At 59.1% G+C, this 15099-nt stretch carries 13 protein-coding genes and 4 pseudogenes; 14 read left to right on the plus strand and 3 right to left on the minus strand.

The genetic code is table 11. The features are described from left to right. From LC354_RS21535 to LC354_RS21570, 9 genes and pseudogenes are all read left to right on the plus strand, one after another. Window positions 1-141 (plus strand): annotated as a pseudogene (locus LC354_RS21535) (IS5/IS1182 family transposase); the annotation flags it as partial. Beyond that, window positions 125-259 (plus strand): hypothetical protein, encoded by a 135-nt coding sequence (locus LC354_RS27785; protein ID WP_263289536.1) that lies wholly within the window; start codon window positions 125-127, stop codon window positions 257-259. The pseudogene LC354_RS21535 and the gene LC354_RS27785, both read left to right, overlap by 17 nt. Continuing rightward, on the plus strand, window positions 246-383 hold the full coding sequence (locus LC354_RS21540; RefSeq protein WP_399204090.1) for a hypothetical protein: 138 nt from the start codon (window positions 246-248) through the stop codon (window positions 381-383). Before LC354_RS27785 ends, LC354_RS21540 begins: the two co-directional genes overlap by 14 nt. A gap of 201 nt (window positions 384-584) precedes the next feature. After that, a complete protein-coding gene (locus LC354_RS21545) occupies window positions 585-1433 on the plus strand; it encodes a PhnD/SsuA/transferrin family substrate-binding protein (RefSeq protein ID WP_223427759.1) in 849 nt (282 codons plus the stop codon). A 2-nt stretch (window positions 1434-1435) separates the two neighbouring features. Next, window positions 1436-2860, plus strand: coding sequence for a sensor histidine kinase (locus tag LC354_RS21550; RefSeq protein ID WP_223427760.1), 1425 nt, complete (start codon window positions 1436-1438; stop codon window positions 2858-2860). Then, the gene (locus tag LC354_RS21555; protein WP_223427762.1) at window positions 2854-4068 is read left to right on the plus strand and encodes a sigma-54-dependent transcriptional regulator; all 1215 of its coding nucleotides are present in this window, start codon (window positions 2854-2856) and stop codon (window positions 4066-4068) included. Before LC354_RS21550 ends, LC354_RS21555 begins: the two co-directional genes overlap by 7 nt. Before the next feature lie 146 nt (window positions 4069-4214). Then, complete coding sequence (locus LC354_RS21560) at window positions 4215-4736, plus strand: arsenate reductase (azurin) small subunit (RefSeq protein ID WP_223427767.1); 522 nt, start codon at window positions 4215-4217, stop codon at window positions 4734-4736. 15 nt (window positions 4737-4751) lie between these two features. Further along, window positions 4752-7208: an arsenate reductase (azurin) large subunit gene (locus LC354_RS21565; RefSeq protein ID WP_223427769.1), complete on the plus strand. Its 2457-nt coding sequence runs from the start codon at window positions 4752-4754 to the stop codon at window positions 7206-7208. A gap of 84 nt (window positions 7209-7292) precedes the next feature. Further along, window positions 7293-8573, plus strand: a complete 1281-nt coding sequence (locus LC354_RS21570; RefSeq protein ID WP_223427770.1) for a molybdopterin molybdotransferase MoeA — start codon at window positions 7293-7295, stop codon at window positions 8571-8573. 199 nt (window positions 8574-8772) lie between these two features. On the opposite strand, the gene LC354_RS21575 is transcribed toward LC354_RS21570, so the two are convergent. After that, window positions 8773-9060 carry a hypothetical protein gene (locus LC354_RS21575; protein WP_223427772.1) on the minus strand — a complete coding sequence of 96 codons (288 nt, stop codon included), beginning with the start codon at window positions 9058-9060 and terminating at the stop codon, window positions 8773-8775. A gap of 266 nt (window positions 9061-9326) precedes the next feature. Here LC354_RS21575 and LC354_RS21580 point away from each other — a divergent pair, with 266 nt between their 5' ends. Further along, a complete protein-coding gene (locus tag LC354_RS21580; RefSeq protein ID WP_223427777.1) occupies window positions 9327-10010 on the plus strand; it encodes a UPF0149 family protein in 684 nt (227 codons plus the stop codon). A 15-nt stretch (window positions 10011-10025) separates the two neighbouring features. Here the strand turns inward: LC354_RS21580 and LC354_RS21585 are convergent, their stop codons facing one another. Continuing rightward, the gene (locus tag LC354_RS21585; RefSeq protein WP_223427778.1) at window positions 10026-10229 is read right to left on the minus strand and encodes a hypothetical protein; all 204 of its coding nucleotides are present in this window, start codon (window positions 10227-10229) and stop codon (window positions 10026-10028) included. A gap of 30 nt (window positions 10230-10259) precedes the next feature. Between LC354_RS21585 and LC354_RS21590 the strand changes: the two are divergent. The 4 genes and pseudogenes from LC354_RS21590 to LC354_RS21605 all read left to right on the plus strand — a co-directional run. Then, a pseudogene (locus LC354_RS21590) lies at window positions 10260-10514 on the plus strand (ATP-binding protein); the annotation flags it as partial. Between the two features lie 856 nt (window positions 10515-11370). Further along, entirely contained in the window at window positions 11371-11787 is a 417-nt protein-coding gene (locus LC354_RS21595; RefSeq protein ID WP_223427779.1) for an Hsp20/alpha crystallin family protein, read from the plus strand. A gap of 510 nt (window positions 11788-12297) precedes the next feature. Then, a pseudogene (locus tag LC354_RS21600) lies at window positions 12298-13598 on the plus strand (SLC13 family permease). Between the two features lie 59 nt (window positions 13599-13657). Then, entirely contained in the window at window positions 13658-14962 is a 1305-nt protein-coding gene (locus LC354_RS21605; RefSeq protein ID WP_223427783.1) for a ferredoxin reductase family protein, read from the plus strand. On the opposite strand, the pseudogene LC354_RS21610 reads toward LC354_RS21605, so the two are convergent. Continuing rightward, window positions 14959-15099, minus strand: a pseudogene (locus LC354_RS21610) (IS5/IS1182 family transposase); the annotation flags it as partial. The gene LC354_RS21605 and the pseudogene LC354_RS21610 overlap by 4 nt on opposite strands.

The raw sequence follows: 15099 nt of genomic DNA on the forward strand, positions 1-15099 counted from the left end.
ATCGAGCGTTTCTTTGGCAGGCTGAAAGCCTCGTTCCGCCGTATCGCAACCCGATACGAGAAGACATCACGCAATTTCCTGTCGATGATCAAACTGGCATCGGTCAGGCTGTGGATCGAGTTTTATGAGTCCGCTGCCTAGCATTCGCCTCTCCATCCGGAACCTGCCCGAACAGTTTGACCGCAGCCGCATCTCCGTCATCCTTGACGAAATCGAATGCGCCTTGATGGACGACGGAGGCGTTTATGTCCGCGCCTAAAGGCGTCATGCTCTGCCGCCCCTCCGAGGTGGTCCTCGACCTGCTTGACAGGCTTCCACCTGGGCCCTTCGCCAAGGAGGATGGCCATTTGATCGTCGACGCCCTCGGAAACCGGATTACCTGACACCCTAACAGATCTGCCTCCCGCGCAAATCGACGAGACGCGTTTCGCAGCAACCGACCGCGACCGCCGGTTCTTAGCGCTCACCATAATCCGATCCCCGAGCGCGCAACTGCAACAGGTGCCACTGAGGTAGATCGGCTTGCACGTCATTGCCTGTTAACCCCTCAATTTGCTAACGTTTTGGTGGGGAGGATGTTTTCGATGCGAAGAAGAGGTTTCCTGGCCGGGGCGAGCGTGTTCGCCGCAACCGGTTTCCCAGACGTGGCGCAAGCCGCAGGGAGGTTCCGCCTCGGACTGACGCCGGTCTTTCTGGACAACGATGCCGACGTTATCCATCACCTGAGAACAGCATTCTCCCAAGCGATGGGCGAGCCGGTCGATCTGATCCAGCGCCGGACATATCAGGAGATCACCGCGGCAATTTTGGACGGGTCAGTGGATGCCGCCTGGATCTGCGGCTATCCCTTCCTTCAGCATCGCGACAGCCTTGCGCTGCTTGGCGTTCCGGTTTGGCAGGGTCGGCCCCTGTACCAATCTTATCTGATCGTGCGGGCGGATGATGAGGCGAAGGGTCTGCAAGACCTGCGTCGGCATGTGCACGCCTTTTCCGATCCGGACAGCAACTCCGGCTATCTGGTAACAGCCTCCGATCTGTCGCGGGTGGGGGAAACGCCTGACAGCTTCTTTTCACGCTCTGTCTTTACCTATGGCCACCGCAACGTTGTGCGCGCGGTGGCGAGCGGACTGACCCGCTCGGGCAGCGTGGATGGATACGTCTGGGAGACTCTGGCCAGTGTGGAACCGTCCCTGACCAGTCGCACGAAAGTCCTCGCAAAATCGGAGTGGCTGGGATTTCCGCCTTTCGCTGCGCGCGCAGACAAGGCCCAGGACCCGAGCATACTGAACTTCAGTGCCGCTCTGCGGGGGCTGGCGGCCTCTCCGGCAGGACGCGAAGCGCTGCGATTGCTGTATCTGGATGGCGTCCAGGAAGGGGATGCAAGCCTGTTTGACGGTATCGCCGCCCGCATGGCAGAGCTAGAGGTGCGCTGAGAATGCTGTTGCGCGTGGGAACATGGCCAATCACGGTGCGGGTCGTTGCGGCGAGCGCAGTCCTGATGGTCCTGTTCGGTCTTGTCGCCTCGCAACAGGTTTTGTCCACACTGGGCAGATTGCAGGATGCCCGGCTGCAGGAATACGCACGACTGCATGTCGAGGGGCTTGCGGTGGCTTTGGGCCCGTTCGTGTTGCACAAGGATGTGTGGGAAGTCTACGACACGTTGGATCGGGCGCGGGCAGAAACATCCGGCGGCCGGATTCTGTTCACGGTCGTAGCCGACGAACTGGGCCGGGTTCTTGCCGCAACCGATCCCGATAGGGCCCCTGTGGATTCAGAGGTCGGTGCCTTCACCAAGGACGCCGTTCCGCTCGGCGAAGTGACCGCAGCGAACGGCGACACGGTGGTTCAGGTCAGGGCACCACTGTCGGTTCAAGGCCGCGATGTCGGGCAAATCGTGACCGAGCTTGACGTCCGGGACCTGGTCTTGCAGCGTCGCAAGACCGCCTTTGCCCTTCTGGCCGGAAATGCCTTGGCCACTCTGACCCTTGCCCTTGCAGGATATTTCGTCATGGCGCGCATGCTGCAACCGGTCGAACTGCTCGCGCGCCACATGGGCGAGGCCGGCGGCACTCCGCATCCCATTCCAGAGGCTGTAATACCTCACTCGGACTCGGTTCTGACAAAGCTCTTGCGCAACTACAACAGCATGGCAGAGGCGATTGACGCGCGCGCCGAAGCCGAACGGCGACTGGCCGAGCGGGAACGCTTTGTAAGCCTGGGGCGGCTTTCCTCATCGCTCGCGCACGAGATCAACAATCCGCTGGGCGGGCTGTTGAATGCGACAGACACGATCCAAACCTACGCTGATCGCCCGGATGTGGTGCGCCAGTCTGCCGCCCTGCTGGACCGGGGGCTGAACCATTTGCGCGATGTCAGCCGCGCCATTCTGGAAGAAAACCGAACCGAGCGATCCGGCCGCCGGCTTTCCAAGTCCGATTTCGAGGATCTGCGGCTTCTGTTTGAGCCCGAGACGACCCGTCGCGGGCAGCAGTTGGAATGGCAGGTCGGCGACTGTGATCAGCTTTTCCAATGCGTCAGGTCGGGACCGGTGCGACAGATTACCCTGAATCTCTTGTTGAATGCATCCGCTGCCGCACCGCGAGGCGGTGCGGTGGGGCTTCGTGTCCAGTCCGAAGGTGACCGGCTCCTTCTGACCGTTGCAGACGATGGCCCGGGCCTTTCGGAAGTCGCTCAATCCCGGCTCATGTCGCAAGCGCGGCTGGAACCCGGCGGTGGTGTCGGTCTGCGATTGGTCCGGGATCTGGTGGCCGGGCTGGGGGGCGACATCGCTTACCGTCGTTCCCAAGGGCGCTCTGAAATCACGGTCAGCCTGCAGGGGCGGGAGGCTATGCCATGTTGACGGGTCGCCATCTTGTCCTGATCGAGGACGATGCCCTCATGGGGAACTCGCTTGTGCAACGCCTAGAACTGGAAGGCGCCGAGGTCACCTGGGTCAAACAGGCGGTGCGTGGAATTTCGGCCGTGCGGACCCCGCGCAAACCGGTCGATGCTGTCATTTGCGACATCCGACTGCCCGACGGCTCCGGGGAAGAGGTATTCAGCGCGGTGTCGCGCTCCATCACGCCGCCGCCGTTCCTGTTCATCACCGGTCAGGGAGAGATCGACCAGGCCGTACGGCTGCTCAGGGCGGGTGGTGCCGACTACATGACAAAACCCTTCGACATGCCGGCTTTCCTTGGTCGGCTTGTCCAGATCCTGCGCACGGACTCAAGCGCCAATCTGCCGGCACAGACCGGCATTTCGCCGTTGGCCCGACAGGTGGATGCGCTGGCTGGCGAAGTTGCCAGGCATGAACGGCCAGTCCTGATCCGCGGTGCCCGCGGGCTGGGAAAGGGCCGTCTTGCTGCGCGCATCCACGACCAGTCCGACCGCAGCTCGGCGCCGTTCGTTACAGTTAATGCCCTGCGCGACGCCGTCTCGACCGACGATCTTGCCAAAGCGATCGAAACCGTTGCCGATGGCACCTTGTTTCTCAACGGCGTGGGTCGTCTGGATGGCAAGGGTCAGGACCGGCTGATCGAAGCCTTGGCGGAAGCGCCCTACCGGATAATCGCAACCTGCGGCACCCGTATAGAAGAAAAGGTGAAGGCGGGCGGGTTTCGACCCGACCTTTTTTATGCCCTCCTCGCCAACGAAATCGTGGTGCCGCCGCTGTCAGAGCGTAGAGAAGACGCGGTGTGGCTGGCGAGGCAGATGTTGGGAGCCCTGAACGACAGGCGGCAGGCGCAGGTGCGTGGCATCTCGGATCTTGCCGTTACGGCCGTCCGCGACCATGACTGGCCCGGAAACGGACGCGAGCTTCGGTCCCGGCTTGTGCGTGCGCTGGACGTGGCGACCGGCGACTGGCTTTTCCCAACCGACCTCTTTCCGGAACTCAACCAGAAGACCAGCGATGTCCAGACGCTATCTGAGGCAAGGGATGTGGCGGAACGGCGCCAGATTATCAAGGCTCTTGAACGCACCGGCGGGCAGGTCGCCGAGGCCGCCCGGCTGCTGAATGTGTCAAGAACCACGCTTTGGGAAAAGATGCAGAAGCTGGATCTGTGACGCCAGTCGACGTTCGGAAATCCGAACACACGAGTTTTACAAACCAAATCATAGGCTTGGCAGAGTATTAAATACTCGAAATGGAAAACGACCGCCCGTGATCTGCGCTACGCTGGCCACAGTGAATCCAAGGGAGGACTCCATTCATGAAATGTAACCGATTGGTCGATGCCGGCAGGCGTCAATTCCTGCGAGGTGGCATCGTCGGCGCAGCAGGTGCCGCAGCCGCAACCGTCTTTCCGGCGCAACAGGCCAGTGCCGCTGGCGCGTTGGCGCAGGTCGACTATCCGTCGAACCGTCTGGCCAACCTGGCCGACCTGGCCATCAATGAGCCGATGGATATCGAATACCCGGATGCCGACAGCCCGGGTGTTCTGCTGAAACTTGGTGAAGCAGTGGAAGGTGGCGCCGGCCCGGATGGAGACATCGTGGCCTATTCCGTGCTGTGCCCGCACAAGGGCTGGTATCTTACATACAACGGCGAAGACAGGTCGCTCAACTGCCCTGGTCACTTCTCGCGGTTCGATGCCGAAGCGGGCGGCCAGCAAATCTGGGGCCACGCGACCCAGAACCTGCCGCAGTTCACCCTGCGCGTCGACGACAAGGGCGACATTTTTGCCGAAGGCTGCAGCGACCTGATTTTCGGTCGCCCTTCGAACGTGCTGTAAGGGGAGGACCAGAAAATGGCATACAAAAGACAAATCGACAGGCTTCCCATTCCTCCGGCGAACGCAAAGGTGCACAACGTCACCTGCCATTATTGCATCGTCGGTTGCGGCTACAAAGCCTACACTTGGCCCCGCAATCAGCAGGGGACGACCGAAAGCAACGCCTTTGGCCTGGACCTGGCCGAGCAGCAGCCGGCAGACGGCACCTGGCTGGCGCCGTCGATGTACAACATGGTCAAGCAGGACGGCAAAGACGTGCATCTGGCCGTGGTCCCTGACCATGACTGCGTCGTTAATTCGGGTCTGGCATCCATCCGCGGTGGCCGCATGGCCGAAAACCGCCCGTCGAAAGTGACAGGCACCCAGCAGCAGCGCCTTTCAGACCCATTGGTCTGGCGCAATGGCGTGTGGCAACCGACCTCGTGGGATGATGCGCTCGACCTCGTCGCCCGTGTTACCGCGAAAATCGTCGACGAATACGGCGAAGATGAGCTTCTCGTGTCGATGTTCGACCACGGCGGGTCCGCCGGCGGCTATGAGAACACCTGGGGCACCGGCAAGCTCTATTTCGACAGCATAAAGGTCAAAAACTGCCGGATTCACAACCGGCCGTCCTACATGTCGGAGGTGCACTCGTCGCGCGATATGGGTGTTGACGAGCTCAACTACTCGTACAGCGACTACGAGGTTACCGACACGATCGTGATCGTTGGGGCCAACCCGCTGGAAACCCAGACAAACCTGTTCCTGAACCATATGGTTCCGGGGATGCGCAACGGCGCCAGGTTCATCATGGTCGATCCGCGCCGCTCGGTCACGGTCAACGCAGCCGAGGAAGTTGCCGGAAAGGAAAACGTCCTGCACCTGGCGATCAACCCGGGCACGGACATGGTCCTGTTCAACGCGCTGCTCACGCAGGCGGTGGACAATGGCTGGACCGACGCGGATTACATCGCGGGCAACAGCTTCCAAGGTGGCGAAGCGGTTGCGATGGGCACAGGGCAACCCTCGGGTCTCGGCAGCCTCGACTATGCAATGCAGTCCTGCCGGACTTCGGCGGCGGAAGCTGCAGAGATTTGCGGCGTGGCCGAGGCCGACATCGTCAAAGCTGCTGAATGGATCGCCAAGCCCAAGGACGACGGCACGCGCCGCAAATGTGTTACCGGCTACGAAAAGGGCATCATCTGGGGTAACGATAACTACCGCACAATCGGCGCCGTCGTGAACCTGTCGCTGGCAACTGGCAACATCGGCCGGGAAGGCACTGGTTGCTGCCGCCTTGGTGGCCACCAGGAAGGCTACTACCGCCCGTCCGACGCCCATGTCGGCCGTCCTGCAGTGTATTTCGACCAGCACCTAATCAAGGGTGGCGGCAAGGTTTATCACGTCTGGGCCTGCGACCACTACAAGACCACGCTCAACGCGGCGCAGTTCAAAAGGGTGATGAAACGCCGTGCCGACATGGTGAAGGACGCGATGGACGCGGCCGCCACCGGCACCCGCGAGGAAATGGTCGACGCGATCGTCTCCGCGGTAAACGCAGGTGGTCTGTTCGTGGTGGACATGGATATCATCCACACGCAGATCGGCGCAAATGCCCACGTGATCCTGCCCGCCTGTGAATCGAACGAGATGAACCTCACCTCGATGAACGGCGAGCGGCGCCTGCGTCTGTCGGAGCGCTACATGGATCCCTTCGGCAACTCCAAGCCCGACTGCCTGATCGCTGCCGGGATGGCCCATAATATGGAGCGTGTGCTGCGCGAGATGGGCAACGACGCCTATGCCGACCAGTTCAAAGGCTATGACTGGGAGACCGAAGAAGACGCCTTCATGGACGGCTACAATCAGGGCAACCCGGAAGTAACCTACGAGCGCCTGCGCGCCATGGGCAACAACGGGGTGCAGGAGCCGGTGACCGGCTACGAGGACGGCAAGCTGGTTGGCACGCCGCGTCTCTACACCGACGGTGTGTTCACCCGTCACGGTCGCGAGGATGGCAAGGCGCTGTTCTGTGCCGCCGGATGGCGTGGCTGGCAGGCGGCTGGAAAGGCCCAGGAAGAGGCGAACCACGAGTTCTGGATCAACAACGTCCGCGCCAATATCTTCTGGCAGAACCAGTTCCTGGATCAGGACAACGACTTCATCCAGGATCGTTTCCCCTACCCGTTCATCGAGATGAACGCCGACGACATGGCCCGCTTGGGCATTGGCGCTGGCGATCTGATCGAGATCACCAACAACAACGGGGCGACGCAAGGCATGGCCTATCCAACAGACACGGCCAAGCCTGGCCAGGTCGCGATGGTCTTCGGCTCGCCTGCTGGTTCGCAGGGTAACGTCGTTAACCCCGGGGTGAACGAACTGAACTTGCCGGACTACAAGCACACCTGGGGCAACATCCGCAAACTCGCGAATGCGACACCGCAGGCCAAGGCGGTTTCCTTCAAATCGAAGGAATACAAAGCCTGAGGGTCTTGACATGTATGAAGCGGGCGGTCTTTGGGGCTGCCCGTTTCAACGTCCAAAACAAAGGCGCTGACTTCGGGGGGAACAATGACGCCTGACAGCTTGATACAGGCAGGTGACGTCTGTGGGTGCGACGAACGAACCGGCGCACGCAATCTGATCTCTGTCCAGAGGGCAATTGAACGCGGGCTGAAGTTGGTCCGACTCGTCCAAGAGTGTGAAACCGTTGGTTTGGAGGATGCGATCGGGCGCATTCTCTCCCAAGATCTGGTCGCGCCATTTCCTCTGCCGCCCTTCGACAACTCGGCGATGGACGGTTTTGCGTTGCGAAGCGTTGATTTCACCGGACCCGGGCCATGGATATTCGAGGTCGCCGGGCGCGTGGCTGCGGGCGACAATGCAGCCCGGGCGGGGACGGTCGGGGCTGGACAGGTGTTCCGGATTTTCACCGGGGCTGCGATCCCCTCGGGCGCGGATGCGGTGATCATGCAGGAACACGTCAGACGGATTGGTGACCGGATCGAAGTCAGCGACCCGGTGGTCGCGGGAAGTTGCATCCGGCTAAGCGGCGAAGACGCCGAAAAGGGCTCGCTTCTCTTGCCCGCGGGCTCGCTCATCGGACCGCGAGAAATCGGCGCGATCGCCTCGTTCGGTCTGGCAGAGGTCCATGTGCGCCGTAAACTGCGCATCGCGCTGTTCTGCACGGGCAGCGAGTTGCGCCAGCCGGGCGAAAGTCTTGCGCCCGGACAGATCTACAATTCAAACCGGTTCATCCTTCTGGCCGCCTTGCGCGCGCCCTGGATCGATCTGAAGGATTTCGGCGCGATTGAGGATGATCCCGCACGACTGCGGGATGCACTGACCGCCGCGGCGGATGAGGCCGACCTGATCGTGACCACCGGCGGCGTGTCGGTGGGCGAAGAAGACCACATGGTCGACCAACTGCGCGAGGCGGGTGGTGAAATCGAGGTCATGAAGATTGCCATGAAGCCGGGCAAGCCGCTTTCGGTAGGCACTTTGGGCAAAGCGGTCTTTGTCGGGCTTCCTGGCAACCCCGTCGCGGCTTTCACGACCTGGAAGATCATCGGCAGCCGGATCGCCGCGAAACTGTCCGGGCAAAAAGAAGCGGAAGCCCGGTCGCCGCTTGTAGAAGCGGCAGTCTCCTCAACCCGTCGCCCTGGTCGCCAAGAATACCGCCCCGCGCGGATCGTCGGGATATCGCCAGATGGGCGGCCGCGCGTCGAGATGCTCGATCATTCTTATTCGGCCAAGATCTCGCTTATTTGCAAGTCCGATGGACTCGCGGTGATTCCAGCGAACAAAGAGCGGATCGAAGCGGGCGAGCCGTTCGAGTTTGTTTATCTTTGACGAAGCTGGGCGGAAATTGATCATTATGGGAAGAATTGGCATCCATTCCGGTGCCATTCTGACCTTGATCAGATCGCCGCCGCCGCTTGTTCCGTTCTGTGGTGCTTTCTCTCAAGGAGATCGTCGCGGGTTTCTGATCCCGACGGTATTCAAGCACCGGCCTTAACGATCCGGCGCGCCCTGACGCGCTGTTTGAACATCACTCCCATTCCATTTCTTCAAAAGCGGCCTGTGCGTTGCGGCCGGAAAGACTGTCGAATTGCTTTAGATGCGCCCACTCAAACTGGTCGATCTTTGGTGCATCAATGATGTCTCCACCCTCATTGATCAACGCGCCAATCTGCGTGCGCATGTTCACGAGATAGTCGTGGGTATCGCGCGTGGCAGTGGGCAGATCGGTCGCGGAGCCATGGCCGGGCAGGTGATCAGCCTGTTCGTGGATCGGGCATGCTGATCCTGCGAGCGTCCCGACGACCGCGCCGATCATCGCCCCGCCCCGCGCCAGTCATCCAACCGCGAATAGATCGTGACCGCGATGCCACCGAGCGCGACCGCGATAAACACCTAGCGAAGCGTATCCACATAGGGGACCAGCGGCAGGACGGCGGTCTGGGCCAGACCTTCAATCCCCTGAAAAGCCAATAAGTCAGGCCCGTCGTGATTGCCCTGTTTTGCGCCAGGACCGATCATTGCGTTGGATTGCGAAGCTGCAGTTCTGTCGTTAGATAATCGTGACTTTGCCGGGAGATTTTCATGGGCCAATCTAATCTAGACCTCGATCGCCTCAACGTGTTGCTGCATGCGCTGCCCGTAGAGAACATGCCCATGACACTGAGCGAGCTTGATGGCTTCGTGACCGGCGTTCTTGCCTGCCCAGAAATGATCCCGCCATCTGAATGGTTGTCGCTCGTCTGGGGAGAAACCGGCGAGGCTGAGTTTCCCGACCAGAAGACAGCCGAAGAGACGATCACCGCCGTCATGGCGCATTACAATGCGGTTGCAGAGATGATGACGCGATTGCTTTGGGTTGAGCCGATCTACGAATTTGATCCGAATAGCGACGAGAGGATGTGGGAGTCCTGGGTTGATGGGTTCACACGCGCGATGGGCCTCAGGCCCGATGCCTGGTCACGCCTGCTCGACGCGGCAGATGAAGAGACGCAGGCCACGATGATTTTCATGATGGCGTTGCAGGATATCTATACGGGCAAGAGCAAGTTCACGGATGAGGAGATTGACGAGATCGACCTTGAGGCGCCTGATTTGATCCCGAATTGCGTGGCTGCGATCCTGCATCAATCGCGCCCTGAACTCGCAGGACCGGGCCCGGCCAACCTGCCGGGGCAGCCGTTCAAGGCCAGTCCGCGACCCGGGCGGAACGATCCCTGCCCCTGCGGATCGGGCCGCAAATACAAGCAGTGTTGCGGTCGGAACTGACGGCTCGTTGGGGATTCAGGGACGCCATCCGCAAAGACGTTCCCCAATCTCATTGTGGGCAACAATCTGCGCCAGCGTTACGTCAGTCAGCACATCTGCGCGCGAGGGGCGAATTGGCTCCGCCCAATCGCACTCGTCATGCACCCAGCGAGGCTCAATCGCGCGTCCAGCGATCAGCCCGAACGTCAAGATCAGCGCGGTCAGCGTTGCGAACTTCATGACGGGTCTCCTTTGATATCTGCATCGCCCGCAGCCGCCCTGGTCCACGAACTGATTGAGGCAGCCGACGAACGGCGTCTGCAGCGTCTGCAAAAGCTGCTGGTCAGCCAGGACCTGCTGATCATCGATGAACTGGGCTTCGTTCCGCTCAGCAAAACCGGCGCCGAGTTGTTGTTCGAGGTCATCTCACAACGCTACGAGCGTGGTTCGATCATCATCAGCTCGAACCTGCCATTCGATGAATGGACCGAGGTCTTCGGGTCAACCGAAGATGATTTGACAGGACTCTTTGGGAGCAAGATCTGATCTTCATTCAGCTGGATTCCTCCTCACAATGACTGTCTTGAATAGCCGCAATGCGAGAGCTGCAGCGTAGCATCAATGCGAACGGTGAATGGCCGGCGGGGCCGTTCCTTCGATCTTCAAATTCTGCAGGTGTGAAGTGCGTTCATACGCATCGAGGTAGGTCTGGGTTCAGTGCCTCGAGAGCTTTCTGGCGTTTTCGTCTCTCATGTTTAAGCACGATCGCAATATGCGGCGGGCCTCATCCTCTCCTTCTTGGCTAACGAGGTCCTGCCACGAGGCCGTATCTCTAATACCGTCCAGTGTGCCGTCGACAAGTAGATCGAGTTGTTCCTCGGTGTACGGGGTTGTACGATCTGCGGACTCGTCGACCACCCAAGATGGCAGATCCTTATCGTCGAATTTGAACGTTTTAGGCTTGGGCTTGCTGCTCATGAATCATTTCCGTGTGGGAAGGCCGCACGGGCCCGGTTCAGCTTTGGTCTGTTACATTCAAATATGAGCGTAGTGCCTAGGCATCAGGTCGTCCAGTCAAGTGGTTCTGCCGCAAAAATGCTGCAATATGCGTCCAATGGCCGGTCTGGTGAAGCTGCACTGCAGCGATCAAAAGCACGATCGATGTCGGCTCTGGGCCGCCCACGACAGCGGCCTTTGACCCCTCTACCGGATTTGCTGCGACCGATCTAACGGCAGCTCAGAGCGGCCCCTCATTGTTTGGCTTTAAGTGCGCCAGTCAACGGTCTGATAATTCCTCAGACCAAAATTGATGCGGATCAACGAGCTGTAAGATCAAGTAACATACTCTCATTCTGGACCACTTTTCAGAAGGAGATATGAAATGGTTGAGAAATCACACACTAGCGGTTTTTGGCCTTCGCTCTATGAGCCCTTGCGCCAAATGGGAGAGCGGGTAGCTGAATGGGTTGCACCAGCCTCCGAAGCTGCCGGAGATGACAACGCTTACCGGATTGCCGTCGAATTGCCGGGAGTGGCGGAAGAGGATATCCACCTGAGCGTTGAGGACGGTGTCGTTATGCTCAAGGGAGAAAAACGGACCGAGCGCGAAGACAGCGGAGAAACTTGGTTTTTTTCAGAGCGGCAATACGGCTCGTTCAGCCGCTCATTTCGTCTGCCACCTGACGCTGAGGGAGAAAAGGTTGACGCGCAATTGAAAGACGGTGTTCTCAACATCACCATCCCAAAGATGGCTCCCAAAAAGCAGGAGACCGCCAAGGTGAAAATCCGTAAGGATTAGAGGCAGGGAAGAGCCGTCAAAATAAAAGCATACTCGGGCCGACTCTTTCCCAAAAGGGCCGGTCCGTCAGTTCATGAACGGCCGCTAAGTCCGCGTTTTACCAGTTTATGCACGGCGCAGCGAACGGCGGCATTTCCCAAACCAGCTACTCGTGACCAGCGCAGCGAAGGTGTTAGAAGAGCCAAATCCGGACCGGCCAAATCCTTGCCGCGTGCACTCGCAAAATCTATCTCGCTGCAGTGCCGCCGAAACCACGTTGTATCGCAGCGGGAAGACCGGTCGTTCATACAGGCAGCGAAATCGAAACTGGTAATAACTGGTCCGGGTGAATTAACTTAGAATCGCAGCGGTGCGGCCGACGGCAAAATCCGAGATGCTTCACCAGAAGCTGTTCGCGACACCGTTAGATGATACGCTACCACTATGAGATTCAGAACGAGCCTGATCCTTGTCGGATTGTTGTTTTTGATAGCTCCAACTGTTGTGCCTGCCCCAGAAGGCATGTCAGATATGGCATGGCGTGCATCAGGTCTGGCGTCCACCATGGCACTGTGGTGGATTTCTGAAGCCCTGCCGCTCCCGGCGACCGCGCTGTTGCCGGTGGCTGTCGCTCCGATCATTGGCCTTGCGGAATTTTCTGACGTGGCGCGGTCATACAGCGATCCGTTGATCTTCCTGTTTCTGGGCGGGTTTCTTATTGCCAAGGCGATTGAAAAATCCGGCTTGCACAGGCGGCTGGCCCGTACGCTTCTCAGGCAGGAGGGGAGCAATTCTCATAGGCTGCTCGGGGGCGTGATGCTTTGCACGGCGTTTCTCAGTCTGTGGATCAGCAATACGGCTTCGGCCATTGTTGTGGCTCCGATTGCTGCCGCAGTCGCTGGTTCGCAAGACGACACACCACGTTTTGGCACGGCGCTCATGCTGGGTGTGGCGTTTTCAGCGACGATCGGCGGCATGGGGTCGCTCATTGGTACGCCGCCCAATGCTATTTTGCAGCTTACGTGCGCACGGCGTATGGCGTTGATGTCGGGTTTGCTCAGTGGGCGGCCATTGGCATTCCGGTGGCCTTGGTTCTATTGATGGTGACGTGGGTTGCGCTCATCCGGCTGTCTCCGGGATTGCCCTCGACTGCACTACGGCTGAGTTACGCAGCACCTGTCGCTGCCATTCAGAAAGCAGAGCGTAGGGTGGCCGTGATTGCTGGGCTGACTGCGCTTGCATGGATTTCACGGCCCTTGATCGAATGGAGCGTGCCGATGATTGCGCTTACCGACGCGGGGATCGCAATGATCGCCGCTCTGGCGCTTTTCATGATGTCTGACGGCAATGACGGGAGGCTGTTGGACTGGGATGCGGCGGCGTCATTGCGATGGGATGTGCTGATCCTGTTTGGCGGGGGGCTGGCGCTTGCCAGCGTGATGCAACAGTCGGGTTTAGCGGATTGGATCGGCGCGCGTGTTCATCTGGTAAGTGACTGGCCCCGGTTCTCCGTGCTTCTGTTGATTGCGGCGCTCATCGTCTATGTGGGCGAATTGGCGAGCAATACCGCGATGGCGGCAATCTTCCTACCGATTGCCGGCGCTGTCGCGACTGGGCTTGGCACTGATCCGGTTGCTTTCATGCTTCCCATCGCCATGGCCGCGTCGATCGGCTTCATGCTACCGGTCGCGACGCCTCCAAACGCAATCGTTTTCGCCCACCCTGCGGTGACAAGATCCAACATGCTACGTGCAGGTGCGTCGCTGGACGTCGTTGCACTTTTCATTACTGTCGGAGCGACGTCGGTTCTGGGGGCGGTGGTCTTTGGGTAAACAGCGCCTGGAAGGAACACAGAACTTGAGATGCTGGCAAAGCGGGACGTATTGAACACATGAAACCGCTCTTTATGATCGTCGCTTATCTTGTCGCTGTGACATTGCCGTTGATCTTGTCCTTGTGGGTCGGAGGGCCGCCACGCCGACTCCACCAAGAACTTGCCTCTGGTCTGGGCATTCTTGCCTTCTCGATGATCCTCATTGAATTCGTCCTCTCCGGTCGCTTCAAGAGTATTTCGAATGGCATTGGCATGGATGTGACCATGCGGTTTCATCAGGTCATGGCACGCACGGCACTGGGTTTTGCGCTGCTACATCCCTTCCTCTACCAAGGTACGCCTTCCGGTGGTCATCGCCCCTGGGATCCCACGCGGCAACTGACGATCACGACTGATTTTTCCACTCTGTCCACAGGCATTGCCGCCTATCTGCTTCTTCCAAGCCTTGTTCTATTGGCAATCGGACGCACTCAACTGGACTACAAATACGAGACTTGGCGCTTGATACACGGGATCGGCGCACTCCTGATCGCGTTACTTCTTTTGCATCATACCGTGTATGCGGGGCGCTATGGATCGCAGCCTGCGATGACCTGGGTGTGGCTGGCCATGACGGGTATTGCTGTTGGATCGCTGCTTTATGTTTACCTGATCGTCCCACTCCTGGATAAGTCGCGCGCGTGGCGCGTCACGTCCGTTACCCAATTGACGCCCAAAAAATGGGAAGTGACCGTCAAGCCCGACGGCCATCGTGGTCTTGATTACAAAGCCGGGCAATTTGTCTGGCTAAACATTGGGCACAGCTCATTTTCGATGAAAGAAAACCCATTCTCCATTTGCTCCGCCCCGGCGGCCGGGCCGGAAATATCATTCATGATCAAAGAGCTTGGCGACTTCACACGAACCATCGCCCAGATAGAATCTGGAACGGTCGCCTATCTTGACGGCCCTTATGGCAATCTTTTGGTTGATGGGCGCACCGAACCGGGGGTCGCCCTGATTGCAGGTGGTGTAGGGCTTGCGCCGCTGCTGGGCATCCTCAGGCAAATGCGCCTGACGGGGGATTCGCGCAAGGTGAAGTTGATCTATGGGAACCGGTTGGTCGATCAGATTGCCTATCGTGACGAATTGGGTGCACAGGATGTTTTCTATGTGCTGTCAGAACCGCCTGAAGCCTGGCACGGAGAGACAGGATTCATAGATGCCGCACTGTTGAATCGCGTTTTTTCAGCAAAAGAGTTCAGCGAATGGGTCTTTGTAATGTGCGGACCTGCGATCATGATGGATATTGTTGAAGATCACCTGATTGAGAGGGGCACGTCCAGTCATCGCATACTGTCGGAACGGTTCGACTATGACTAGGCAGCGGACTCATAAAACTCGATCCACAGCCTGACCGATGCCAGTTTGATCATCGACAGGAAATTGCGTGATGTCTTCTCGTATCGGGTTGCGATACGGCGGAACGAGGCTTTCAGCCTGCCAAAGAAACGCTCGAT

The organism is Tateyamaria pelophila, assembly GCF_019966495.1.
GTDB classification, from domain to species: domain Bacteria; phylum Pseudomonadota; class Alphaproteobacteria; order Rhodobacterales; family Rhodobacteraceae; genus Tateyamaria; species Tateyamaria pelophila.